This is a genomic window from Anabaena lutea FACHB-196 (assembly GCF_014698305.1).
GTDB lineage: Bacteria > Cyanobacteriota > Cyanobacteriia > Cyanobacteriales > Nostocaceae > Anabaena > Anabaena lutea.
Window position 1 is genome coordinate 51,484 of the sequence record NZ_JACJST010000014.1, and the last position, 22,795, is coordinate 74,278.

Consider the following 22,795-nt stretch of genomic DNA (forward strand, 5'->3'; position numbering starts at 1 on the left):
TCACATTAAGTTATGAAGAAAATTCAACGCAATATTTAGAATTTGAAAATATCTATGATAATTTTAAGGATAGCTTAGAAAAAAGAAAACTATACTTTCCAGATTAAGTTAAAAATAGAAAGATTTCTGGCAAATCATCCAGTAATTCGCAATAGATACTTTCAAATATAAATTTGATATTCCCATGATTTTTTCGTACTTTACTTTGATAAATGCTGTCTTACCCAATTTCTAAAACTCTTAACAGTCGCATTTCTACCTGCGGTTTTACTTTGCTCAAGATATTGAGGAATTACTTCAATTAAAGATAAATTGGGAAAATTTAAACTTGACTGAGACTCCACATAATTACCATCTACTAAAACATTAATTTGCAACTTCCCCTTCTCAAACCTCCACAACTCAGGAACTTGCAAAGCTTGATAAATATTCGGATGAGTGCGGGAAGTAATATCAATTTCTAAAGCTAAATCTGGTGGAGGATCTATTGTTAAATCAAGTCGCTTTTTTCCACGAATTAAAGCCTCATTTTTAATATAAAAACATTGATCAGGTTCAATACCTTTTTCCATAACTTGGTTTTTAAAAGTAGTAGAATCAAGACTGAGAAATTCAATATCTAATTCTTCCAACAATGCCTTAATTAAATCACCGATAATTTCTTTATCAAATTCATGTTCTGGTAAAGGAGCGATAATTTCTAACATTCCCCTGTCATAAGCAATTCGCGCAGCACGATGTTCTCCTAACTCTTCCAGAATTGCTTCTAACTCCGTCCAAGTGACATCTTCAAATAAAACTCTTTGTCCAGGGGGTACATGAATGCGCTTTAATTCCAACAACATCATTTCCACTCCTTGCTTTTTTGTTTTAAAATTTATGTGATACTATTTCTGATATTGACTTAGAAATGTATTAATTTTTCCGCTGTAACCAAGCAAAAACTTCCTCAACAGTGATAGTTAAATTCAAATCTTCCAACACTGGTAAAACATCTTTTCCTGTTAACAAATCTGGTAAACAATTAGGTTGATAAACTAAAATAGATCGTTCACTGGGATCTATTAACCACCCTAATTTACTGCCATTTCTCAAACAATGTAGAATATTCCCTGTTACCTTAGTTTGACTTTGTGCCGGAGAAAGAATTTCTATTATCCAAGGAGGTGCAAAATCAATACCACTGCTGATAATATCACCGCTGTCATCCAATGGTATTTGATTAGTATAAATTACCGCCACATCAGGAACAACTGAACGATTACCGCAGGTACAGCGCAATTCAGGAAAGGCTTCATAGTTACTTCCCAATCCATCAATCACTGCAACTAAACGCTTTTGTAAAAGACTGTGTTTACCACCACCCATCGGTTTTTGAATTGCTTCTCCATTAATATATTCCCAAGCAGGTGATTCTTCTATATAGGGAAGTTTAAAAAACTCCTCTAGAGTCATGGTTTCTGGAAAAGCAATTTTTCCCTGTGTCAACCCAAGATTTTTTATCATCAGGTTTTTATCTTGGCTATAGTTTGTAAATATTCAATCTTTCTTCTCTTTGCGTCTCTGCGTCTCTGCGTGAGAAAAAATCTTCCAAAACCCTATATCAATCCTTTGGGATTTTAACTAAATTTACCAAAAAGTCAGAACAATGTCAATAATCAATCGCCCAAAAAACCAAACTTCGTTAAATAATTGAGAATAGTATCAATAATATTGAGAATAGGGGGTAGTTTATTGCGAAAATCTTTTTTTCAGGAATTTCGGACAACCAGAGATAAGTTAATTTAATAGAACGCAGATAAAAAATTAGGGTGGGTTTGTTTTTCCCACCCTTGATAGATTAGCGTTTCGCTAATTTCTTCGCCATTTTGCGGAGACGAATAGATTCAGGTGTAACTTCCACCAATTCATCTTGAGCGATATACTCTAAGGCTCGTTCCAAACTCATGTCTATTGGTGTTTGTAACTGGACAAGTTCATCACCACCAGCCGCACGGTGGTTGGTTAACTGCTTGGTTTTACAAACATTCAATTCCAAGTCTTGGGGACGATTATGTTCACCGATAATCATGCCTCTGTAAACCTTGGTTCCAGGACTGATAAAGAATGCGCCTCTATCTTCAGCATTTTTCATGGCGTAGAAGGTAGAAACACCTTCTTCAAAGGAGATTAAAACGCCTTTGTTACGGGCTTCAATATCACCAGATAAGGGACGATAATCAAGGAAACTGTGATTCATGATGCCTTCACCACGAGTCATCCGCATGAATTCACCCCGGAAACCAATCAAGCCACGAGCAGGAACGATAAACTCTAGTTGAGTGCGATCACCACCTCCGGGCTGCATATCTTGCATTTCCGCTTTCCGTTGTCCCAACCGTTCAATACAGCTACCAACTGCATCGGCGGGAACGTCTAAAGCTAGAAGTTCATAAGGTTCACAAGGTTGACCGTTAACTGTGCGGTAAATTACTTGAGGTTGAGATACTTGGAACTCGAAACCTTCACGACGCATGGTTTCGATTAAGATACCCAGGTGTAATTCACCCCGACCGGAAACCAGGAATTTATCTGGTGAATCAGTTTCTTCAACACGCAACGCCACGTTGGTTTCTAACTCGCGGAATAAGCGATCGCGAATTTGTCGAGAAGTCACCAACTTACCTTCTTGACCGGCAAAAGGTGAATCATTCACCCAGAAGGTCATTTGTAAAGTTGGTTCATCTACCTTAATTAACGGTAAAGCGAGTGGTTCGTTGGGGTCTGTAATTGTTTCCCCAATGTAAGCATCAGCAAAACCAGCCACAGCGACAATATAACCTGCGGTGGCTTCTTCCATTTCCACCCGCTTCAAGCCTTCAAATCCTAGCAACTTGCTAATTTTACCTTTGACAATGCTGCCATTTTCTGTTACCAAAGCGGCTTGCTGTCCGGTACGGATAGTACCATTGTGGATTTTACCAATCACAATCCGTCCTAAATATTCAGAATAATCTAGGGTGGTAACTTGCAATTGCAGAGGCTTGTTGGGATCTCCCACTGGTGCAGGAACATGGCGGAGAATTGCATCAAATAGGGGCTGCATATCTACCCCTTCTGCTTCCAAAGTTTCTTTAGCGAAACCAGCCATACCGGAAGCAAACAGATACTTAAAGTCGCACTGGTCTTCATCTGCTCCTAATTCCAAGAACAGATCCAAGACTTTATCAACAGCAACGTGGGGGTCAGCTTGGCCACGGTCGATTTTGTTAATCACTACGATAGGACGCAGACCTTTTTCCAACGCTTTTTTCAACACAAAGCGGGTTTGGGGCATAGGGCCTTCGTTCGCATCGACAATCAGCAGACAACCATCGACCATGCCGAGTACCCGTTCTACTTCACCGCCGAAGTCAGCGTGTCCAGGGGTATCAACAATATTGATTAGGGTATCTTTGTAGCGAACCGCTGTATTTTTAGAAAGAATCGTAATCCCTCGTTCCCTCTCCAAAGCGTTGGAGTCCATGACACAATCCGGAACGTCTTCGCCTTCGCGGAAAATGCCGGACTGTTTGAGGAGAGCATCAACCAAGGTGGTTTTACCGTGGTCAACGTGAGCGATGATGGCGACGTTACGAATTGGGAGCGTCATAGAGGCTGGGGGTGAACTTTAGTGTTTTAAGATTAAGAAGCTAAATGTTTGGCTGTTGTAACAGAATCGGGGATGATTTGCCAATTCTGTAACGAACCTTTAATAATTCTAGCGCAATTGTCACAATTATTGTTGTTTTGACAATAACTGGCAAGAGCATTTCTTGGGTTTAGGGCTGTTTGTTCGGGTTGTCAACTATATTGATAGGGAATTTGTAGTAAATATGTACTAAAATCCAAGCTTAAACTATAATAAGATATGTGGTGTTGTTAAAAATTCTTCAGATAGTCAGTTTATGCGAGTTTGATTATGATTGATTGTCTAACTGTAGCTCGCTACTTCATTATGAAAGCTTACGCGGATGGTATAGAAGCAGAAATGACAAACATGAAAGCTCAAAAACTTCTATACTATGCTCAAAGTTTGCATTTAGCAATGTATGATCAGCCATTATTTGTAGAAGAAATACAGGCATGGCGTTATGGTCCAGTCTGTCCACCTGCTTATAGATTTTATAGCGAATTTGAAGCTAAACAATTACCCATTCCTAGTCAAGAATCATTATTAGAAATATCTGAAGATCAGAAACAACTTCTAGGAGAAGTATGGGAATATTTTTGTGGCTATCATGCTTATCGTTTAAGTGATATGACTCACTTAGAATTTCCTTGGAAGAAAGCACGCAAAGGGTTACTTCCTGAAGCCGCATCAACTACAGTAATTCTACGAGAAGATTTAAAAGCATTAGGATATGAGAAATTAGAACAGATAGAACGTGATCATCCAGGCTATCAAATTGTTATGCGACAAGTTTTAAAAGACGCTTGTAATTCAGAATCATCAACTCGTATTCATAAAGGAGAAGTGCGTGACTGGCTTAACTCCCTTCTCGATTGAAAAATCTGATAATTTTCAGCGTTCTTTCAAAAAACTTGCGAAAGCTTATAGGTCTGACTTTGTAGAATGTGTTGCACAAGTTTTAGAAGATTTAATTGAAAATCAATATCCCATAAATTCCCGCAATGAACCTTTACCTGGAAAGATTGAATTACCCGAAGGATGGTCATTTCACAAAATCGAGTTTAAGGTATCCAAAGGTGCATCTGGACAAATTAGATAAATGTATTTAGTCAATACAACTGATTCTGTAATTAAGCTGGTATGGATTTATAGCCACGAACAATTTGCAAAACGCCCTGCTGACGCAGATTTAAAGAGCATTCTTAAAGAAATTCTAGACTGTTAGTAACAGTGTTTGTATAATTTTTATCCAAGCATTATATTTTCAATTACGGCAAATCTTGTGTCAAAATTAACTTGTAGGTTGTTTATAAGCTGATTTAACATGGCTTGGTTATCAGGACAGCAATTACAAAATGGTAAATATACCATTGAAAAAGAATTAGGTGAAGGTGGTTTTGGGATCACATATCTTGCTAAAGATAATAATGGAAATTTCGTTGTTATCAAAACTTTGAATAATACAGTTCAAAAGCGTTATGATTTTGCTAAATTTCAACAAGACTTTCTCAATGAAGCAATTAAATTAGCTAAATGTAGTCATCCCCATATTGTCCAAATATACGAAGTTATTTATGAAAATGATCTTTGGTGTATGGTGATGGAATATATTGATGGGGAAGATTTAGGAAGTTTAGTTGAAAATCAAGGTGTTTTAACTGAAGATGTAGCATTAAAATACATTCAGCAAATAGGAGAAGCGTTAACTGTTGTTCATAATAATGGCTTATTGCATCGAGATATTAAACCACAAAATATCATGTTGCGTTCTGGTAAATCAGAAGCTGTGTTAATTGATTTTGGCATTGCGAGAGAATTTACACCGAATTTAACTAAAACCCATACGAAAATATTATCTGATGGTTTTGCACCAATTGAACAATATGATGCAAGAGCAAAACGGGGAGCATTTACAGATGTTTATGCTTTAGCTGCAACTTTGTATTCTTTGTTAACTGGAGAATTACCAACTATAGCACCAATGAGAGCAATTGGTACAGAATTAGAAGAAGCGAAAAAGATAAATTCTCATATTAGTGATAAAGTGAATCAGGCGATAATTAAAGGAATGGAAATAAAGCCTGAAAATCGTCCTCAGTCAATAAATGAGTGGTTATCTCTTTTAAATATCGAAAAAATTAGCAATATTGCTATTATACCAGCCAAACCAATTATAGAAGATCAGATTATACGTGAATTTAAAACTCATGTTGATTATAAAAGTTCTAAAGCAGGATTGCTAATTCATCATAAAGAAAGTAGCTCAGACCTAGCATTGCATTATCATATAACTATCTCTGATACCCATGCTTTTAACTTTGGTGGAAATGGATTTGCTGTATTCCGAATTCCGACAGTATCATATAGCGTAGAATCAGTGACATTATTGCCTAAAAAAGAAGTCCTTGATAGATGTTTAATAGCTTATGAATTATTCAAAACTTGGGATTATGGATTATTAGGTTGGAACTGTGAACACTTTGCTAGATTAGTAACAACAGGAGAAGCGATTAGTTATCAAGTGAAAGAGTCTATTTTAGCATTTTTCAATAACAATGGTTATCATCCATTAGCAAAAGAAATGATGGACAAAGCTTGTCAGAGTGCAAAATACTAGTTTTAGTTCAAAGCACTAACATCTTTCTTTCTCTTCCTTCGCGTCCTATCCCTACGGGACACTATGGCTAACGCCACGCTCCGCGAACGTGAACGCGCGTATCCCTACGGTCCCGTAAGGGATACGCGGTTCATTTATTATTAACCTCAACACCAAACCAAAAGATTAAAATTAACCATCAATGCTATCAGAACGCTTTACCCAAGCCCTAACCTACGCACACGAACTCCACGCTAAACAAGTGAGAAAAGGTTCAGGAGTTCCCTATATTGCCCATTTATTAGGAGTAGCCAGCATAGCCTTAGAATATGGTGCAAACGAAGATGAAGCGATCGCAGCCTTATTACATGATGCCATAGAAGACCAAGGCGGAACAGCCACCAGAGCAGAAATTCGTCGTCGTTTTGGGGATAATGTCACAGCCATTGTTGATGGTTGTACAGACGCAGACACCATACCCAAACCCCCTTGGAAGCAACGTAAAGAAACATACATTGCCCATATTGCCACCGCTTCCCCCTCAGTGTTACTGGTTTCTACATCCGATAAACTTTATAATGCTCAATCAATTCTTAAAGACTATCGAGTTTTAGGTGAATCGCTTTGGGAACGGTTTCAAGGTGGAAGACAAGGCACACTTTGGTATTATCGCGCGTTAGTGGATGCCTTTAAGCAGACCAAAACGACTTCCTTGGTGGAAGAATTAGAACGAGTAGTGACAGAGTTAGAAATTTTAGCAGCATATAAAAAATGAAGGATAAAAATTAGAACATTTCATCCTTCATATTTACTCCTTAAAGAGGATGTTTTTTGTAGATTAGCGAAATAAACTACTTAATGAGCTATCTTCGTGAATTCGCCAGATGGCTTCTCCAAGCAGATTCGCAACTGAAAGCACTACAAGTTGCGGAAAACGATTGTTTTCTGGGATGGGAATGGTATTGGTGACTATCACTTCTTCAAACAACCCACTTGACAACCGCTCAATTGCAGGTGGAGAGAATACTGCATGGGTAGCACAGGCATATACCTGACTTGCACCTTCAGCCCGCAGCAACCTAGCTCCTTCGGCAATTGTGCCACCTGTATCAATCATGTCATCTACCAACACGGCTGTTTTGCCTTTGACATCACCGATGACGTTCAAAACTTCAGCCACATTGTGAGCCTGACGACGTTTGTCAATAATTGCCAATGGTGCATCATTCAGCTTTTTAGCAAATGCCCTGGCCCGTGCTACACCACCTACATCAGGGGAAACAACGACAATGTCCTGTAGTCCTTTCCTCGCTAAATAATCTAGTAAAACGGGGGAACCGTAAACATGATCAAAAGGAATATCAAAATAGCCCTGAATTTGCGCTGCGTGCAAATCCATGGCCAGAATACGGTTAGCACCTGCTTCAGTGATTAAGTTAGCAACTAGCTTGGCAGTGATTGATTCTCGTCCGGCGGTTTTGCGGTCGGCACGAGCATAACCATAGTATGGAAGTACTGCTGTGATCTGTCGTGCGGAAGCCCGACGACAAGCATCAATCATAATCAGTAATTCCATCAAGTGGTCGTTAACCGGTTGACAGCTTGGCTGGACTAAATAGACATCACAACCGCGAATCGATTCTTGGATTTGAACATAAAGTTCACCGTCCGCAAATCTTTTGCGAATCATTGGTCCCAATTCCATTCCCAGGTAACGAGAAACTTCTTGAGATAGTTGTAAATTGGCAGACCCAGAAAACAGACGCAGACGATGATTTTCAGTCATTCCTGTTGCGGCTGGTTCCATTTTTAAAGTTGCGGAAGTAAGCACAGCAGATCCTCGATGTGCATTCATGGCGATATTATCATCAGAAATTTAGCAGATTTAACCGACATAAGACTAAACAAAACATTTGTAAGTTTTGTTGAAGCTTTCATACAAAGAAAGCAATATTTCTCCATAGAATTACATTCACTAATTTTCTAGTTCTTCTGGGAAAAGCACCACTGAGGATTTTACTGATCTCTATTCTTGCCAATAGCTTCAGAGTTCCAAGTTTTTTCGGGAGGAGAGAGACCGCCCAATATTTGAAAATTTGGTATGGTAGATTACTTATTCTACCTGCTTCTTTTATAACTGAGAAAAAAAATTATTTACAGAATATAAAATCATATTTAAATTTGCTCTCCGGCAGTAGAACTCCTTTGAGTAAGAATCGAGGTTGCAATTGACTATCTTATGATACTAGCGCCAAATTTATAAATTTTGAGAATTTGTATTGAGAGATGATATGACAGCGCTGATTCTCAAGCTATCACAGATGTGGCCTGTGGCGCGGGTAAGAGTCTGGCTGAGGTTGCTGATATTTCTTAAGGCACAGTACCCTAAATAAGAGCGTCCCCTATTTTCGACGCATCCTGACAGAGGATGTTTCTGAATGTTGATTGTAGTTCAGATAATTGCAGACTCCTGAAGAAAAAATTTCTCACAAATCAAATTAGGATTGCTATAGCTCAGTTGCTTTTAAATTCAATATATTCATATATCGATCATGCAAGCACCCATTACAGTTGGTACTATCCTGCAAAATCGTTACCGGATAATTCACGTCCTTGGACAGGGGGGATTTGGTAGAACCTATCTTGCAGAAGACCACAGGCGTTTTAACGAACTGTGCGCGATTAAGGAATTAATGCTCACGGCTACAGGCGTTTACGCAGGAAAGAAAGCGCAGGAACTGTTTCAGCGAGAAGCAGCGACCCTATATCAAATCGAGCATCCTCAAATCCCCAAGTTTAGGGAAAAATTTGAACAAGACCAACGCTTTTTTTTGGTACAGGATTACGTTTCAGGTAAAACTTACCAAATGCTGTTAGCTGAACGCCAAGCTGTAGGTCAAACTTTCACAGAGGCAGAAGTGTTAGAGTTACTACAGGCTTTGTTGCCAGTGTTAGAGCATCTGCACGGTTTGGGAATTATTCACCGAGATATATCGCCTGATAATTTGATTTTACGGGATAGTGACACCAAACCTGTATTAATTGATTTTGGGGTAGTGAAAGAACTAGCAACGCTACACTCCCCAACTAAGACTCCAGCGACTACTGTGGGTAAATTAGGCTATTCTCCTAGTGAGCAAATGCAATCAGGACGAGCTTATCCGAGTAGTGACCTGTATGCACTGGCGGTGACGGCGATAGTTTTACTGACTGGGAAAGAACCAGCAGATTTATTTGACGAAACACAATTAACTTGGAATTGGCAGCAGTGGGTACAAGTTCAGCCGGGATTTGCTGAGGTTTTGCAACGAATGTTGAGTTATATTCCAGGCGATCGCTATCAAAGTGCGGCGGAAGTACGATCAGCATTGCAATCCCTAAATCAGCCCCATATCCCTCAGCCCAATTTATCCTATGTGCAGACTGTCGCTGTTGGTCGTCGTCCTGACCCCATCCTACCACCATCCAAGAAACCTGAGCCTGTAATTTCACCTAAGCAAACTAGTTCTATCTTAGATAGTCCATTGGCAATTGGGGCTATCGGTAGTGCTGTAGTTATTTTAGCGGGATTCGGTTCCTGGGCAGTGGTAAATTCCTTCCGCAATCAGTCTAAGACACCACCAGAAGCAATCAAAACGCCACAAGATTTTCCTTCCCCGGTGATTACTGGTGGTACAATTTTTGCACCTACACCTACACCTACCATTACTAAACCTGTTGTATTGAATAAGCGTCTCCAATTAGACCCATCTAATCCAGCTAAAGTAGAAGATTCTATCCAAGAAAATCAAATTCTTAAGTATAGTTTTGTGGGTAAGGCTGGGCAAATATTAAGTGTTACTGTTGATCAAGCAAATAGCATTGTGCTATCTGTATTAGCTCCCAATGGTCAACCCCTTAATAATCTATCTCAAGAAGTATTGCAGAATAATGGTAGATATACTATCCAGTTAAGTCTGGCTGAGGGAGTTACTTTCAGTGACTATACTTTGATTGTTGCTTTAGAAAACGCCATTAATCCTACACCAACGCCTACAGAAACTCCCACACCCACAGAAACTCCCACACCCACAGAAACTCCCACACCCACAGAAACTCCCACACCCACAGAAACTCCCACACCCACGGAAACTCCCACACCCACGGAAACTCCCACACCCACGGAAACTCCCACTACTGATACAGGCGAAAATAATCCACTACCTGAAACAACACCAACACCTGGATTTTAGGCTAAATTATGGATAGTCCCGGCATTAAATGAAGAAAAGACACTCTTACGCAGAAAGCGTTTCTGGTTGGAAATTCCACCTGAAACCTGTGCAACTAAAAGAGAGATGCAGTCAGGGTTTTATAGCCCTCTCCCCGTATCCGTCTTTAAGTTGCATAATCCCTAGCCTTAGAAAGACGCTCTTATGCTCCAGAAGGGGAGACACGGGGATGCTATTTGAATGATTATTAGCTTACCGTTTCACTTGAAAATTGATACAAATAATGGACAGACGTGTAGACGCTCTTGCGCGGAAGGAGATTCATTTGTAGCTTTAATTAAATTAAGTGAATTGATGTCAAAGGTTCTTTTTGGAAAAATTGCCACGGATAAATGTCAATTATAAACAGTAATTATTCGCAAAAAAATTGTTAAACACACTACTTATTACAGGAACTGATACTGAGGCTGGTAAAACTGTTTTGACAACAGCCCTAGCAGCTTATTTTCAGAAATATTACCCCCACCGCAGCTTGGGGATCATGAAACCGATTCAATCGGGGGAGGGAGACAGAGAACTATATCAAAGTCTGTTTACACTAGAACAGTCTCCAGAAGAAATTACTCCTTTGTATTTTAAAGCACCTTTAGCCCCACCCATCGCGGCGGCTAAGGAAAATCGCTTTGTTGATTTAGGAACGGTTTGGAAGGCTTTGCTAGATTTACAAAAGCGGCGGGATTTTGTGTTGGTTGAAGCTTTAGGTGGTTTAGGTTCACCGGTTACTGATGAATTGACAGTAGCTGATTTAGCGGGTGAATGGCGATTACCAACGCTGTTGGTTGTACCTGTGAGATTGGGAGCGATCGCACAAGCTGTGGCTAATGTAGCATTAGCTAGAGAAAAAAAGATTAATTTACAAGGCATTGTCCTTAATTGTACACAATCCCGAACTGAAGCAGAAATTGCTGACTTAACACCACCCGATTTAATTCGCTCATTTACATATATACCTGTTTTGGGTTGTTTACCCTATTTAGAGAATCCCACTGATTTGGATCAACTCGCTCAAATTGCATCTAATTTAGATTGGGAAACTTTGGGGTTGTAGAAAGATATTTCCCAATCACTAATCACCCATTACCAATTAGCAATTATGGTTTCTACCTTTCCTAATTCATCCACTGTAAATTTAACGAATGTGCGGTTAGAAATTCGCTCATTACAACCGCAATTGGTAGAATGGCGAAGACGCATACATCAAAAGCCAGAGTTAGGTTTTCAAGAAAAACTCACGGCTGAATTTATTTCCCAAAAGCTGCAAAGTTGGGGAATTGAACATCAAACCGAGATTGCGGAAACAGGCATTGTTGCGATTATCAAAGGTGAAAAATCTGGGACTGGTAAAGTTTTAGCGATTCGTGCTGATATGGATGCTTTACCAATTCTAGAAGCGAATGAAGTTCCCTATTGTTCCCAGCATGATGGGGTGATGCACGCTTGTGGACATGACGGACATACAGCGATCGCTCTAGGAACAGCATACTACCTCCACCACCATCGTCAAGACTTCTCAGGAACCGTAAAAATTATCTTCCAACCCGCAGAAGAAGGGCCAGGTGGTGCAAAACCGATGATAGAAGCAGGGGTACTCAAAAATCCTGATGTTGATGCCATTATCGGTTTACATCTATGGAATAATTTACCCTTGGGGACAGTGGGAGTCCGTGCAGGTGCATTAATGGCAGCTGTCGAATTATTTCGTTGCACCATTTTCGGCAAAGGTGGACATGGTGCAATACCTCAACAAACCATTGATTCTATTGTAGTAGCTGCCCAAATAGTCAACGCCTTGCAAGCGATTGTCTCACGCAATGTTAACCCCATTGATTCAGCGGTAGTGACAATTGGGGAACTTCATGCCGGTACGGCTGTAAATGTGATTGCAGATACTGCCAGAATGGGTGGTACTGTCAGATATTTTAATCCTGATTTAGCAGACTTTTTTAAACACAGAATTGAGCAGATTATTTTAGGAATTTGCCAAAGTCATAGCGCAAGTTATGAATTTGATTATATCCATCTTTATCCACCTGTAATTAATCATCCACAAATAGCAGAATTAGTCCGTTCTGTAGCCGCAGAAGTCATAGAAACTCCTCTTGGTATTGTTCCCGAATGCCAAACTATGGGTGGTGAAGATATGTCATTTTTCCTCCAAGAAGTTCCTGGTTGTTATTTCTTTTTAGGTTCTGCAAATGCAGAGAAAAAATTAAATTATCCTCATCATCATCCCCGGTTTGATTTTGATGAAACAGCTTTAGTCATGGGTGTGGAGATGTTTGTCAGATGTGTGGAAAGGTTTTTTAGTTAATTACAAAAAAAGGGAACAGGGAACAGGGAACAGATAAGAAACTTTAGTTGCTGAGTTTAAAGCTCATTCAAAAAACAGTGTCATTATTTCAATCTCATGTTTTTAAACATGAGTTTTTTCTGTTAAGAGTTGCCCGTTAAGAGTTCCCTCTGAATATTAATATTTGTATTTTATTTACTTTTTGCTGAACATGATATAGCAACGGACAAGGCGTTTAGGACATCAACCAATGCTAAAACTTAGACAATAAAAGGCTTCTAGCACTGTCACCTGCTATATCACCCGCTACACGGAGTTAGCAGCTAACAGAAATATCTGCTATTTTCTGACATAAATAATTTTGTAAGTCCTAATTATCTGCGCCTAAGCATTCCCAAGGTGTTATCTGCCGCAAACACCACACAAAGGAAATTTATGCGCTATCGTCCCTATGGAAGAAAAGACAAATATTCTCTTATCGCTGCTGTTAAATTTGTCAGCTTTACGTTTTTTTTTGGAACTTTAATCTGTGGTGGTTTCTATACAGGTTCTTTCATGATCTCTTATGTTACATCCAGCTTAAACACTATTCACCCTACCTCAATTCCTGGTATTAAACAAGACAAATGTCTGTCTACTGGGAAAGTTTGGCGTGATGATAAATGTTGGGATTATCAACATAATCCTACATTTTGATTACTATGCCTCTCTTTTTGTCGGAGAGAGGTTTTTTGGTAAATAAAAGGTTATGAATATTTAAATATCATCTCAGAACGTCAGGGATATAGAAATAATATTTGATTCTAAGAGGTTGTTTGAAAACTTTTTCGTGTTGGATCTGACACCCGCTGATCCCCCTAAATCCCCCTTTCTAAGGGGGACTTTGAAGAATTTAGCCCCCCTTTCTAAGGGGGGTAGGGGGGATCCTGACAAGGGTAGGTTTTTAATATTATCTGTTAAGGCAGGACTAGGAAGACAAGGAGGGAAAGTAGACAAGGAAGATTTTCTCCGCACAATGGTCTTTTTGTTACCAATAAAATATGATTTTGTACGTGTTTCCTCCCTTGTCCACTGTCCTTCCTTGTCCCCCAAGTCTTGCCCTCACGACAATGTAAAATACCTACCCTTGTGAGTAGGGGGGATCTCGATTAATTCTGATACTTTTCAAACATCCTCTAAGGTGGGCAATGCCCACCCTACGGGACTTAAAATTTTTTAGATATCATTGATGATTGCAATCTGATTACCAGGAAGATAAAAAATTCCAACCCTCTTGTTGTGGATTATCTTCTTCGGGCGCTTTTGATTTTAAATCGTCCTGAATCAATTTATCATATTCACCAGAATCAACCCATTTTAATAATTCCCCAGTTCGCATCACTATCCAAGAAAGTCTATGTTCTGTATAGCTCAATATCTTTGTCACATTATCCAAGCTATCAAAGCTATGAGTTCCAAATTCACGGGACTGAATGATAAAATCTTCAATGACATCATCCGTCAAGTATTCATTGGGTAAACCGGCAAGTTTCATCAGTGCAGTTGTGGCGATATTAATATCTTGACACGCTAATAAACCAGCGCGATCAGCAGTTAACTTGGCCATCATCACCCAATTATATAAAGCTAGTTCGACTCCACTGGCAACTAAGCCACCAATCCCCAATGTAGTGCTACTCAATAAATTTTTTAAAATTGGCATCACAATTGCCATTTGATAATATATCATATGTTGACTCTTAATCCGAGCAACTTCGTATCCTAAAACATAAAGTAATTCATCCGCATTTAACCATTCCATTGCCTCTAAATTAATGCCAATCAAGGGTTTTTCTACGCCAATAACGTAAGTTTGAATGTAACCTGTACCTCGAAACAGATACAAGTCAGGCAATGAAGAAACATCAAGAATTTGGCAAGTTTCTACCAATGCTGCATATAATTTAGGAAAATTACGATTTGTGACTCTAATTTCACTGCCAAGGCTTTGTAATCTCAGTAAACGATCAATACTATATTCGTTAATTTTTTTGAGTAGGGGAGAAATTCCCGGCATTTTTTGTAAAGAAGCTAAAGCTTGCCGGTCAAAGGGGTGTTCGTAGGTTTCTGAATTAAGTCCAGTTAAAATTTTTCTGGTCAAGGGATATTTGCCTCATTTGGTTATGTGGGCGAGTACCAAACTTATTAAACTATCTAAAATGCGATCGCGTGACAATGGCATCATTTCTTTACCATATAGTATTTCCTGCACCATCACACAAGTTAGTAAACTGAGTATTCCTATGAGACTAGCCTTAAAAACAATTATCATGACTCTATGACCAATCATTCTTTAATGGTACAGAGCAAGGGAATTTATTTATCCGTGGGGTCAATCCAAAATTCAAAATCCTGTTAGAGGATGACGAACCCGCATTTTGATCAAATACCTATTTAATTACTCAAAGGCTTTGAAATATAACTATGAAACGTCTAGTCATTTGTTGTGATGGAACTTGGCAACAGTTAACGAGTTCTTACCCAAGCAATGTGGTTAAGCTGGCTCAATCTGTGAAACCGATTGCCAGTGACGGGGTTGCACAAATCGTTTTCTATGACGCAGGCATTGGCACCGAAACGCTCAAAATTTTAGGCGGAGCTACCGGATTAGGAATCGATAGAAATATAGAAGATGGCTACCGATTTCTTAGCCTCAACTATGTTCCTGGTGACGAAATTTATCTATTCGGTTTCAGTCGCGGTGCTTACACAGTTAGGAGTCTAGCGGGGATGATCTATTGCTCCGGTCTCCTAGAGCGTCCCCATGTCACAAAAGCACATGAAGCTTACGAGCTTTATCGTAACCGGGGTATTAAACCCAAAGATAGAGTAGCAACAAAATACCGTGAAATTTATGGCGATCGCGTCCCTATCACCTTGCTTGGTTGTTTTGACACCGTTGGCGCTCTTGGTATTCCTGGGATACCCGCTTTCCGAAGGTTTAGCAACCAGCTAAATCAGCGGTACAGATTCCATGACACCACGTTAAACAAATTTATTGGTAATGCATTGCACGCAGTGGCCATCGACGAAATCCGCGAAATCTTTGATGTCACTCCCATGAAAAAACATCCTGAGGCTGAAAACCAGCGGGTAATTCAAAAGTGGTTTCCAGGAGAACACGGTTGTGTTGGTGGTGGAACGGAAGAACACAGTGGATTATCAGATACTGCCTTACAGTGGATGATTGATTCCATCGAGAATCTAGGATTGGGGCTTGACCTCGATCCAAGTGTGATTCCCACAGGTATTAACCCCAATTATGAATGTGACTTTAAGAACAATGTTGGATTCTTTAAATTAGCAGGAATCAAGCTTCGTGAGGTCAGCGATGTGATTGAAGATATTCATGAAAGCGCAATCAACCGTCTGCAAAAGCGCAAGGACTATCGACCCAAGAATCTACAAAAGATTATCTCCAAACTAGATTAAGTTGAATGAACTTAGGTTAAGTAAATCAGAGAATTCAGTGTAAATTGAATACGTCAGTTTTAAAAAAAGGTAAAAATAATTATGACTGCAACAAGAGACACATCTAAAGACGGGTTGAATAACAAGCTTCAGACATTTGTTTTAACCAACTTTAAAGGCATTTGGCAACTTGTTCAAAGCAATGAATTTCTAAAACGTAAAGTTAACAAAGCTCTAATCAATAGTCTCATCTACAAAATTCCTACTCGTCCTAATCCCTACAGTACGATGACCTTAGATGAGCATATTCCTGGTACTAACATTCCTAAAAAAACCGATGCTTATACTTCCTGGGAATCGCTCAATGATCGCACTTATACAGGAAGACATCTACCACCCGATCCAAAGTTAAACTCTGAAGGTAATTTACCTAAAGTTGAAGACTTGGCTGTTTTGTTCCGTAAAAGAGATGGTAAAACAATTTATTCTAACAAATCAACTATGCTGTTTCCCTATTGGGTGCAGTGGTTTACTGATAGTTTTCTCCGTCTTGATCACCACAACAAATTAAAAAATACTTCCAACCATGAAATTGATTTGTGTAATGTTTATGGTTTAACCAGAAAACAAACACATCTTTTAAGAAGTTTTCAAGGAGGTAAATTTAAAACTCAAAAACTTAAACGCCAAGATGGTGTGGAAGAAGATTATCCCTTATTTTATTATGCTGATGCAGAACAAGGTATAGTTGACCCTCAATTTGAGGGACTTTATGAACCAATCAATGATGAGAAAAGACAGCCCCCAGATAAAAAACAATATATGTTTGCGATGGGAGTAGAACGAGCCAATGTGCAAATTGGCTACGTCATGCTCAATACTCTATGTATCCGGGAACATAATCGTCTTTGTGATGTATTAGCCAGCAATTATCCAGATTGGGATGATGAACGCCTCTTCCAAACTTCGAGAAATATTCTCATGGCGATGATTCTTAAAATCATTATGGAAGAGTACATTAATCACATCACTCCTTATCACTTTAAGTTGTTTGCTGATCCTGAAGCTTTTACTAAAGAAAGTTGGTATCGTACCAATTGGATGGCAATTGAGTTTGACTTTGTTTATCGCTGGCATAGTGCAATTCCAGAAACCTTTAACTACAACGGCAAACCAACCCATATTGCTACCACTCTCTGGAACAATAAGCTGTTTATTGACAAAGGTTTAGGGGCATTAATGGAAGAAACTTGTTCCCAACCAGGGACAAAAATTGGTTTATTCAACACCCCTGATATATTGGTTGAGTTAACAGAGTTACCCTCAATCAAACTAGGACGACAACTGCAATTAGCAAGCTACAACGATTATCGCCAAATGTGTGGTTTCCCCAGAGTGACTAGATTTGAGCAAATTACCAGCGATGAATTTGCTCAAAAGAAACTCAAAGAATTATATGGTCATGTTGATAAGATTGAGTTCTTTGTGGGACTTTACGCCGAGGATGGGCGAAAAAATTCAACTATCCCTTCCCTCGTAGCCCGCTTAATTGGGATTGATGCCTTTTCTCAGGCGCTAACTAATCCGATACTATCACCCAATATTTTCAATAAAGAGACTTTCTCTCCTGTGGGTTGGGATATTATTCAAAATACCAAGACCGTCTCAGATTTAGTTAATCGTAACGTTCCTCCATCAGCCAAAAAGTACAAAGTTACTTTTGACCTTTAAGAAGATATTCCCGGCTTTTAATGCGATCGCTTGTTTGCAAGAGCGATCGCCACAATTATGACATCTACTGGTGAAAACATGAAACTATTTACTGAATACCCAGAAAAAGACGAACTCAAATATTACGATCTCATGAGAGAGCTAGTCAAAAAGAACATGGACAACCTCTACGGAGGTGAAAAGAAAAAAATTGCCAAGAGAGATACTCACTCAAAAACCCACGCGGCTGTTCAAGGTACTCTAGAAATCTTTGACTTTGATGAAGCAGCAATTAAGCAAGAATTGAGCAAACACGCCTCATTAACTGAAGCTCAACTGCAAGCAATTTCCCTAAAACAAGGTTTATTTGCCCAACCGAAACAATATCCAGTTTGGCTACGATTTGCAAGTGGTGCGTTCTCAGTCAAGGGTGATTATGAAGGCGATACGCGCTCTATGGCCGTCAAAGTAATAGGGGTAGAAGGAGAACGACTACCACAAAGTCACGAGTTAAAAACCCAAGATATTATTGTCCACAATACCGAACTCTTTTTTGTAAGAACCATTAAAGACTTCTACGGCTTTTTCTTGGCGATTTATCGAGCAGGACTGTTTCCACTTTTTAAGCTGTTAGTGCTTTTATGGCTAAACTTACATCCCTACGAATTCAATCTTTTAAAAACTAGTTTCAAACGGTTTCCCAAGACTTTGCTGATAGAACGCTATTGGAGTGCTTCGGCGTATTCCATAGGACTCAAATCTGATTTTGATCCATCCCAACCAGGTCGAGTTCCTGTGGAATATCCAGTTGTGATTAAATATGCATTTACTCCAGTTTCCAGTCAACCACCTCATCAACAACTTCCTCTAGAGTCCAGACCAGAAAGTGAACTAAGAAAAGCCAAAGCTTTAGGTTCAGAGGATAACTACTACCGAGAGGATATCATTCAAGCTTTAGCAAAGCCTGATGCTGAGTATACTTGGGATTTTCAAATCCAATTTCAAACTAAACCAGAAATGTCTATTGACGATACCACCATTCCTTGGAATGAAGAAGAATCACCCTTCTTTACAGTTGGTCGTCTGACAGTTAAGCATCAGAAAGTTGATTCTCCCCTAGAAAATGACTTTGGGGAAAATCTCAGTTTTTCTCCAGGAAATGGTCTAGCAGTGCATCGTCCTATCGGTGCGATTAATCGGTTACGCAGCATTGTTTATCCTATTGTTGCTGAGTCCCGTCATAGTAAACGAGGAGTCAAATACCAAGAACCCACTGTCTGATTTTTCTCAGCAATTCAAGAACCGAAGAAATAGCAATTTTATCTAAAATTGTACAGAATGATGAAATCCATGAATTCAGTAGTTAAGTGATTGAATATAGTGGTTTTCATATCTCTGTAGGGGCGGGGTTTCCCCGCCCTCAAACTGGCTCGAACTGGCTTAAATATTCGCCTGCTGTCGTTGATAAAGTGACCAATACAAACCCTTTTGTTTTAATAACTCCGCGTGTGTACCCTGTTCCGCAATTACACCTTTTTCCATTACTAATATTAAATCAGCACGTTTTAACGGTGCGAAACGGTGAGCAATTAAAAACACAGTGCGGTTAGCAGAAACTTTTTGCAGGTTTTGTAATACTTGCTGTTCGGTTTCACTATCTAAAGCGCTAGTAGCTTCATCTAAAATCAAAATTGGCGCAGCAGAAAGAAACAACCGCGCTAAGGCTATACGTTGTCTTTGTCCACCAGATAAAGCAGTACCTCTTTCACCAACATTATTTTCGTAACCATAAGGTAATTGACTGATGAAATCATGGGCTACGGCTAATCTCGCAGCTTCTACAACTTGTTCAGCAGTAATATCTGGATTTCCTAAACTGATGTTTTCCAAGATAGAACCATTAAATAAAAAGTCTTCTTGGAGAACTACGCCGATTTGTTGTCGCAAAGATGCTAAATCAGCACTTTTGATATCAAACCCATCAATGAGGATGCGTCCTGATTCAATTTGATAAAGGCGTTGCAAAATTTTGGAAAGGGTACTTTTTCCAGAACCGCTACGTCCGACAATTCCCACAAATTGTCCAGGTTCGACATTAAAAGAAATTCCTTTTAATACAGGTTCTGTATTGGGATTGTAGCGGAAAAATACTTGCTCAAAACTAACTTCACCTTTAAGTGGTGGTAACACTAAACCTGTTCCCGCTTCGGTTTCTGGGGCGGCGTTGAGAATATCGCCAATGCGGTCTACAGATAGTAGCACTTGTTGGAGATTTTGCCACAATTGCACTAGGCGTAAAAGTGGTCCTGTAACTCTCCCTGATAACATTTGAAAGGCGATTAATTGACCAACTGTGAGTTGATGATCAATTACTAATTTTGCCCCAAACCAAAGTATTAGCAATGTAGAAAAATTAGTGAGAAAGTCACCAATATTACTGCTAATATTAGATGTTGTGGAAGCTTTAAAACTGGTGCGAATAAAGCGAGCAAATAAGCCTTCCCAACGTTCTCTAGCTACTGGTTCTGCGGCGTGGGCTTTGACTGAATGTATACCTGTGACTGTCTCTACTAAAAATGATTGACTGTCAGCACTGCGGTTGAAAGTTTCATTTAACCAATTCCGCAAAATCGGTGTCGCGACAATTGTCAAAGTCGCAAATAAAGGTAATACCGCTAACGCCACAAAGGTAAGGGGAATGTTGTAATAAAACATCAATCCCAAGTACACAACCGCAAAGATGCTATCAAGGATAACTGTTAAAGCTGTACCTGTCAGAAATTGGCGAATTTGTTCTAATTCCTGAACTCTAGCAATTGTATCTCCCACTCTCCTCGACTCAAAATAAGCCAAGGGTAAACGCATCAAATGGCGAAAAAGTTGAGCCGATAAACTCAAATCTAAACGCCGTGCGGTGTGGGTAAAGATGAATAGCCGCAGCATACCCAGGATAGATTCAAAGATAGCAACCAACAAAAGTGCGATCGCCATTACGTCAAGAGTGGCTAGACTCTCCTGTACCATCACTTTATCAATGATGACTTGGGTAATTAACGGTGTCGTTAACCCCAACAATTGCAAAGTAAAGGAAGCCAGCAATACTTCACCTAACAAAACTCGATATTTCCAAACTGCGGGAGTGAACCAAGAAAGGTTAAATTTTTCTTGTTTGGAAACCAGTTCTGCTTGCCATAATTTACCATCCCAACAGGATTCTACTACTGATTGGGTTAAATATTCACATTCAAAATTGAGAGGATTGGCAATAATTAAACAATTACCTTTCATCCCATAAGCTACAACCCAACTACTGATAGATTCAGATTTCCACTGCAACAAAGCCGGAAATGATAACTGTCGCAATTCATTCCAACTTACCTGCACCCGACGCAAAACTAACCCTACTTTCTCTGCTGCTTCTACAATATTTTTGGGGCGTTGTCCTCGGAGTTGACGTTGCACCCATTCCAGTTGTACAGCATTATTTAAATGTTGCGCCACCATTGTTAAACAAGCCGCACCAGTATTCCCACTCGCGACAAAAGGATAGTTAGAAATTACAGGTGTGGGAGATTGAGAGGTGGGGAGATTGAGAGGTGGGGAGATTGGGAGATTGGGAGATGAAGAAAAAGTTTCTTTATTTGCTGAACCCGCCCAAAATTCATCTATTTGAGAAGTGGAAAACTTTGTCCACAGTGCTGAATTCCAACACACAATTACCACTTCCTTACTAGCAGCTACAGCTTTACAATCAGCGAATATCTTTTGACAATCGCCAAACCAATCTCCTTTCTGTAAAATTGCTACAGGTTGGCTGATATCTTCGGTGCGTAAGCGGACTTTACCAGTAAGGATAAAAAACTGATAACCGCCTAATTCTTGTGACCAAATTTTTTCCCCAAGTTTGTACTCACGGATTTCTGACTGATTTTTTAATTGGGTTTGTTGTACATCTGTAAGCCAGGATAGTGGTGGTTGATTCCAGGGTAAAGAATCTAGCACATTTGCTTGTAAAGAGTTATTATCCAGAATTTTTAGCTCACTTGTAATTTTACTGTCAGATTTTGAATTTTCGACCCTAGCCATTTATCAAATAACTCATTTTCGAGTGATTTTTTTAGTTGAGTATCTTCTAAAGATGCGGGCAGAAATTGTTCTACTCGAAACAAACTAAAACGTCCTTCAAGTTCTATCACTCCTGTCATTTGTCCAGGATTTGCAGCATCTATAGCTGCCCGTAAAACATCGGGTAAACTCCCCCGACTAATTGGTCCCATCATGCCGTTGAAAATTCGCTCATCTGCTAATGAATACTCTTTTGCTAATTGTTCAAAACTACTTCCTTCTTCAATTTGAGTTTGTAGTTCTTCAGCTAGTTCTCGGCTATCAACCATAATCCGAGAGAGTACCACACGATCTAAATAAATCTTGTGTTCAATAAAGTGTTCTGGCAGTTTTTCTTCTGCAACTAAAGCTTTCAGTTTTTCTAATTGAAAACTAAAAATAACTGATTCATGAAATGTGGTGTAATCAGTGCCATTATTTCTTAACCAGTCTTGAAAATTTTGAGGATCAGTTAGTTGATTTTTCAGTCGAAAATCAATAATTTTTTGTTCAATTAATGCCGGACTGATATCAATATCTGTTCTGGTCTGTAGTTCTTGTTCGATGACGTATTGACGGATTACATCACTAATAAACTGATTCAGTTTACCAGAGACTTGTAAGTACTTGATTACTTGAGAAAGATCAATCTGCTCGTCATTAACAGTAAAAAATGATGAAGATTTCATGAAATAAATATGAGGAAACCACTAAGAATCTAT

The 22,795-nt window shown here is 39.3% G+C and carries 19 protein-coding genes; 11 read left to right on the plus strand and 8 right to left on the minus strand.

All coding sequences use genetic code 11. From position 1 onward, the window contains the following. Nucleotides 1-200: 200 nt before the first annotated feature. The 3 genes from H6G59_RS15855 to typA form a co-directional block, all read right to left on the minus strand. Entirely contained in the window at nucleotides 201-845 is a 645-nt protein-coding gene (locus tag H6G59_RS15855; RefSeq protein WP_190716216.1) for a Uma2 family endonuclease, read from the minus strand. 70 nt (nucleotides 846-915) lie between these two features. Further along, a complete protein-coding gene (locus tag H6G59_RS15860; protein ID WP_190716023.1) occupies nucleotides 916-1,506 on the minus strand; it encodes a Uma2 family endonuclease in 591 nt (196 codons plus the stop codon). Nucleotides 1,507-1,840: 334 nt separating this feature from the next. Then, nucleotides 1,841-3,631, minus strand: coding sequence for a translational GTPase TypA (gene typA / locus H6G59_RS15865; protein WP_190716025.1), 1,791 nt, complete (start codon nucleotides 3,629-3,631; stop codon nucleotides 1,841-1,843). A gap of 309 nt (nucleotides 3,632-3,940) precedes the next feature. Between typA and H6G59_RS15870 the strand changes: the two genes are divergently transcribed. The 4 genes from H6G59_RS15870 (at nucleotide 3,941) to H6G59_RS15885 (ending at nucleotide 7,023) form a co-directional block, all read left to right on the plus strand. After that, nucleotides 3,941-4,528 (plus strand): Panacea domain-containing protein, encoded by a 588-nt coding sequence (locus H6G59_RS15870; protein ID WP_190716027.1) that lies wholly within the window; start codon nucleotides 3,941-3,943, stop codon nucleotides 4,526-4,528. Next, nucleotides 4,500-4,751 carry a hypothetical protein gene (locus H6G59_RS15875; RefSeq protein ID WP_242038887.1) on the plus strand — a complete coding sequence of 84 codons (252 nt, stop codon included), beginning with the start codon at nucleotides 4,500-4,502 and terminating at the stop codon, nucleotides 4,749-4,751. Before H6G59_RS15870 ends, H6G59_RS15875 begins: the two co-directional genes overlap by 29 nt. A 225-nt stretch (nucleotides 4,752-4,976) precedes the next feature. Beyond that, nucleotides 4,977-6,269, plus strand: coding sequence for a serine/threonine protein kinase (locus tag H6G59_RS27365; RefSeq protein WP_242038888.1), 1,293 nt, complete (start codon nucleotides 4,977-4,979; stop codon nucleotides 6,267-6,269). 181 nt (nucleotides 6,270-6,450) lie between these two features. Continuing rightward, nucleotides 6,451-7,023 (plus strand): HD domain-containing protein, encoded by a 573-nt coding sequence (locus H6G59_RS15885; RefSeq protein WP_190716029.1) that lies wholly within the window; start codon nucleotides 6,451-6,453, stop codon nucleotides 7,021-7,023. A gap of 63 nt (nucleotides 7,024-7,086) precedes the next feature. Here the strand turns inward: H6G59_RS15885 and H6G59_RS15890 are convergent, their stop codons facing one another. Beyond that, the gene (locus H6G59_RS15890) at nucleotides 7,087-8,103 is read right to left on the minus strand and encodes a ribose-phosphate pyrophosphokinase (protein WP_190716031.1); all 1,017 of its coding nucleotides are present in this window, start codon (nucleotides 8,101-8,103) and stop codon (nucleotides 7,087-7,089) included. A 697-nt stretch (nucleotides 8,104-8,800) separates the two neighbouring features. On the opposite strand from H6G59_RS15890, the gene H6G59_RS15895 reads away from it, so the two are divergent. From H6G59_RS15895 to H6G59_RS15910, 4 genes are all read left to right on the plus strand, one after another. Next, entirely contained in the window at nucleotides 8,801-10,480 is a 1,680-nt protein-coding gene (locus tag H6G59_RS15895; RefSeq protein WP_190716033.1) for a serine/threonine-protein kinase, read from the plus strand. Between the two features lie 406 nt (nucleotides 10,481-10,886). Beyond that, nucleotides 10,887-11,567 (plus strand): dethiobiotin synthase, encoded by a 681-nt coding sequence (gene bioD, locus H6G59_RS15900; protein ID WP_190716035.1) that lies wholly within the window; start codon nucleotides 10,887-10,889, stop codon nucleotides 11,565-11,567. Nucleotides 11,568-11,612: 45 nt separating this feature from the next. Further along, nucleotides 11,613-12,830: a M20 family metallopeptidase gene (locus tag H6G59_RS15905; protein ID WP_190716037.1), complete on the plus strand. Its 1,218-nt coding sequence runs from the start codon at nucleotides 11,613-11,615 to the stop codon at nucleotides 12,828-12,830. Between the two features lie 414 nt (nucleotides 12,831-13,244). Next, complete coding sequence (locus H6G59_RS15910) at nucleotides 13,245-13,505, plus strand: hypothetical protein (RefSeq protein ID WP_190716039.1); 261 nt, start codon at nucleotides 13,245-13,247, stop codon at nucleotides 13,503-13,505. 547 nt (nucleotides 13,506-14,052) lie between these two features. On the opposite strand, the gene H6G59_RS15915 is transcribed toward H6G59_RS15910, so the two are convergent. Both H6G59_RS15915 and H6G59_RS15920 read right to left on the minus strand, forming a co-directional pair. Continuing rightward, nucleotides 14,053-14,949 (minus strand): M48 family metallopeptidase, encoded by an 897-nt coding sequence (locus H6G59_RS15915; RefSeq protein ID WP_190716041.1) that lies wholly within the window; start codon nucleotides 14,947-14,949, stop codon nucleotides 14,053-14,055. Nucleotides 14,950-14,961: 12 nt separating this feature from the next. Continuing rightward, a complete protein-coding gene (locus H6G59_RS15920) occupies nucleotides 14,962-15,120 on the minus strand; it encodes a hypothetical protein (RefSeq protein ID WP_242038889.1) in 159 nt (52 codons plus the stop codon). 152 nt (nucleotides 15,121-15,272) lie between these two features. On the opposite strand from H6G59_RS15920, the gene H6G59_RS15925 reads away from it, so the two are divergent. The 3 genes from H6G59_RS15925 to H6G59_RS15935 all read left to right on the plus strand — a co-directional run bounded on the left by H6G59_RS15925 (nucleotide 15,273) and on the right by H6G59_RS15935 (nucleotide 19,250). Then, on the plus strand, nucleotides 15,273-16,280 hold the full coding sequence (locus H6G59_RS15925; RefSeq protein WP_190716043.1) for a DUF2235 domain-containing protein: 1,008 nt from the start codon (nucleotides 15,273-15,275) through the stop codon (nucleotides 16,278-16,280). 81 nt (nucleotides 16,281-16,361) lie between these two features. Continuing rightward, a complete protein-coding gene (locus H6G59_RS15930) occupies nucleotides 16,362-17,990 on the plus strand; it encodes a peroxidase family protein (protein WP_190716046.1) in 1,629 nt (542 codons plus the stop codon). 57 nt (nucleotides 17,991-18,047) lie between these two features. Next, nucleotides 18,048-19,250, plus strand: coding sequence for a catalase family protein (locus H6G59_RS15935; RefSeq protein WP_242038890.1), 1,203 nt, complete (start codon nucleotides 18,048-18,050; stop codon nucleotides 19,248-19,250). A gap of 159 nt (nucleotides 19,251-19,409) precedes the next feature. On the opposite strand, the gene H6G59_RS15940 is transcribed toward H6G59_RS15935, so the two are convergent. Then, nucleotides 19,410-22,055 carry a type I secretion system permease/ATPase gene (locus tag H6G59_RS15940; RefSeq protein WP_190716048.1) on the minus strand — a complete coding sequence of 882 codons (2,646 nt, stop codon included), beginning with the start codon at nucleotides 22,053-22,055 and terminating at the stop codon, nucleotides 19,410-19,412. Then, nucleotides 22,004-22,762, minus strand: a complete 759-nt coding sequence (locus tag H6G59_RS15945; protein WP_190716050.1) for a foldase protein PrsA — start codon at nucleotides 22,760-22,762, stop codon at nucleotides 22,004-22,006. Before H6G59_RS15945 ends, H6G59_RS15940 begins: the two co-directional genes overlap by 52 nt. Nucleotides 22,763-22,795 lie beyond the last annotated feature (33 nt).

Coding starts and splice junctions, on each gene's coding strand:
- H6G59_RS15855 (WP_190716216.1), bottom strand. CDS start 845: ATGTTGTTGGAATTAAAGCGCATTCATGTACCCCCTGGACAAAGAGTT.
- H6G59_RS15860 (WP_190716023.1), bottom strand. CDS start 1,506: ATGATAAAAAATCTTGGGTTGACACAGGGAAAAATTGCTTTTCCAGAA.
- typA (WP_190716025.1), bottom strand. CDS start 3,631: ATGACGCTCCCAATTCGTAACGTCGCCATCATCGCTCACGTTGACCAC.
- H6G59_RS15870 (WP_190716027.1), top strand. CDS start 3,941: ATGATTGATTGTCTAACTGTAGCTCGCTACTTCATTATGAAAGCTTAC.
- H6G59_RS27365 (WP_242038888.1), top strand. CDS start 4,977: ATGGCTTGGTTATCAGGACAGCAATTACAAAATGGTAAATATACCATT.
- H6G59_RS15885 (WP_190716029.1), top strand. CDS start 6,451: ATGCTATCAGAACGCTTTACCCAAGCCCTAACCTACGCACACGAACTC.
- H6G59_RS15890 (WP_190716031.1), bottom strand. CDS start 8,103: ATGAATGCACATCGAGGATCTGCTGTGCTTACTTCCGCAACTTTAAAA.
- H6G59_RS15895 (WP_190716033.1), top strand. CDS start 8,801: ATGCAAGCACCCATTACAGTTGGTACTATCCTGCAAAATCGTTACCGG.
- H6G59_RS15905 (WP_190716037.1), top strand. CDS start 11,613: ATGGTTTCTACCTTTCCTAATTCATCCACTGTAAATTTAACGAATGTG.
- H6G59_RS15910 (WP_190716039.1), top strand. CDS start 13,245: ATGCGCTATCGTCCCTATGGAAGAAAAGACAAATATTCTCTTATCGCT.
- H6G59_RS15920 (WP_242038889.1), bottom strand. CDS start 15,120: ATGATAATTGTTTTTAAGGCTAGTCTCATAGGAATACTCAGTTTACTA.
- H6G59_RS15925 (WP_190716043.1), top strand. CDS start 15,273: ATGAAACGTCTAGTCATTTGTTGTGATGGAACTTGGCAACAGTTAACG.
- H6G59_RS15930 (WP_190716046.1), top strand. CDS start 16,362: ATGACTGCAACAAGAGACACATCTAAAGACGGGTTGAATAACAAGCTT.
- H6G59_RS15935 (WP_242038890.1), top strand. CDS start 18,048: ATGACATCTACTGGTGAAAACATGAAACTATTTACTGAATACCCAGAA.
- H6G59_RS15940 (WP_190716048.1), bottom strand. CDS start 22,055: ATGGCTAGGGTCGAAAATTCAAAATCTGACAGTAAAATTACAAGTGAG.
- H6G59_RS15945 (WP_190716050.1), bottom strand. CDS start 22,762: ATGAAATCTTCATCATTTTTTACTGTTAATGACGAGCAGATTGATCTT.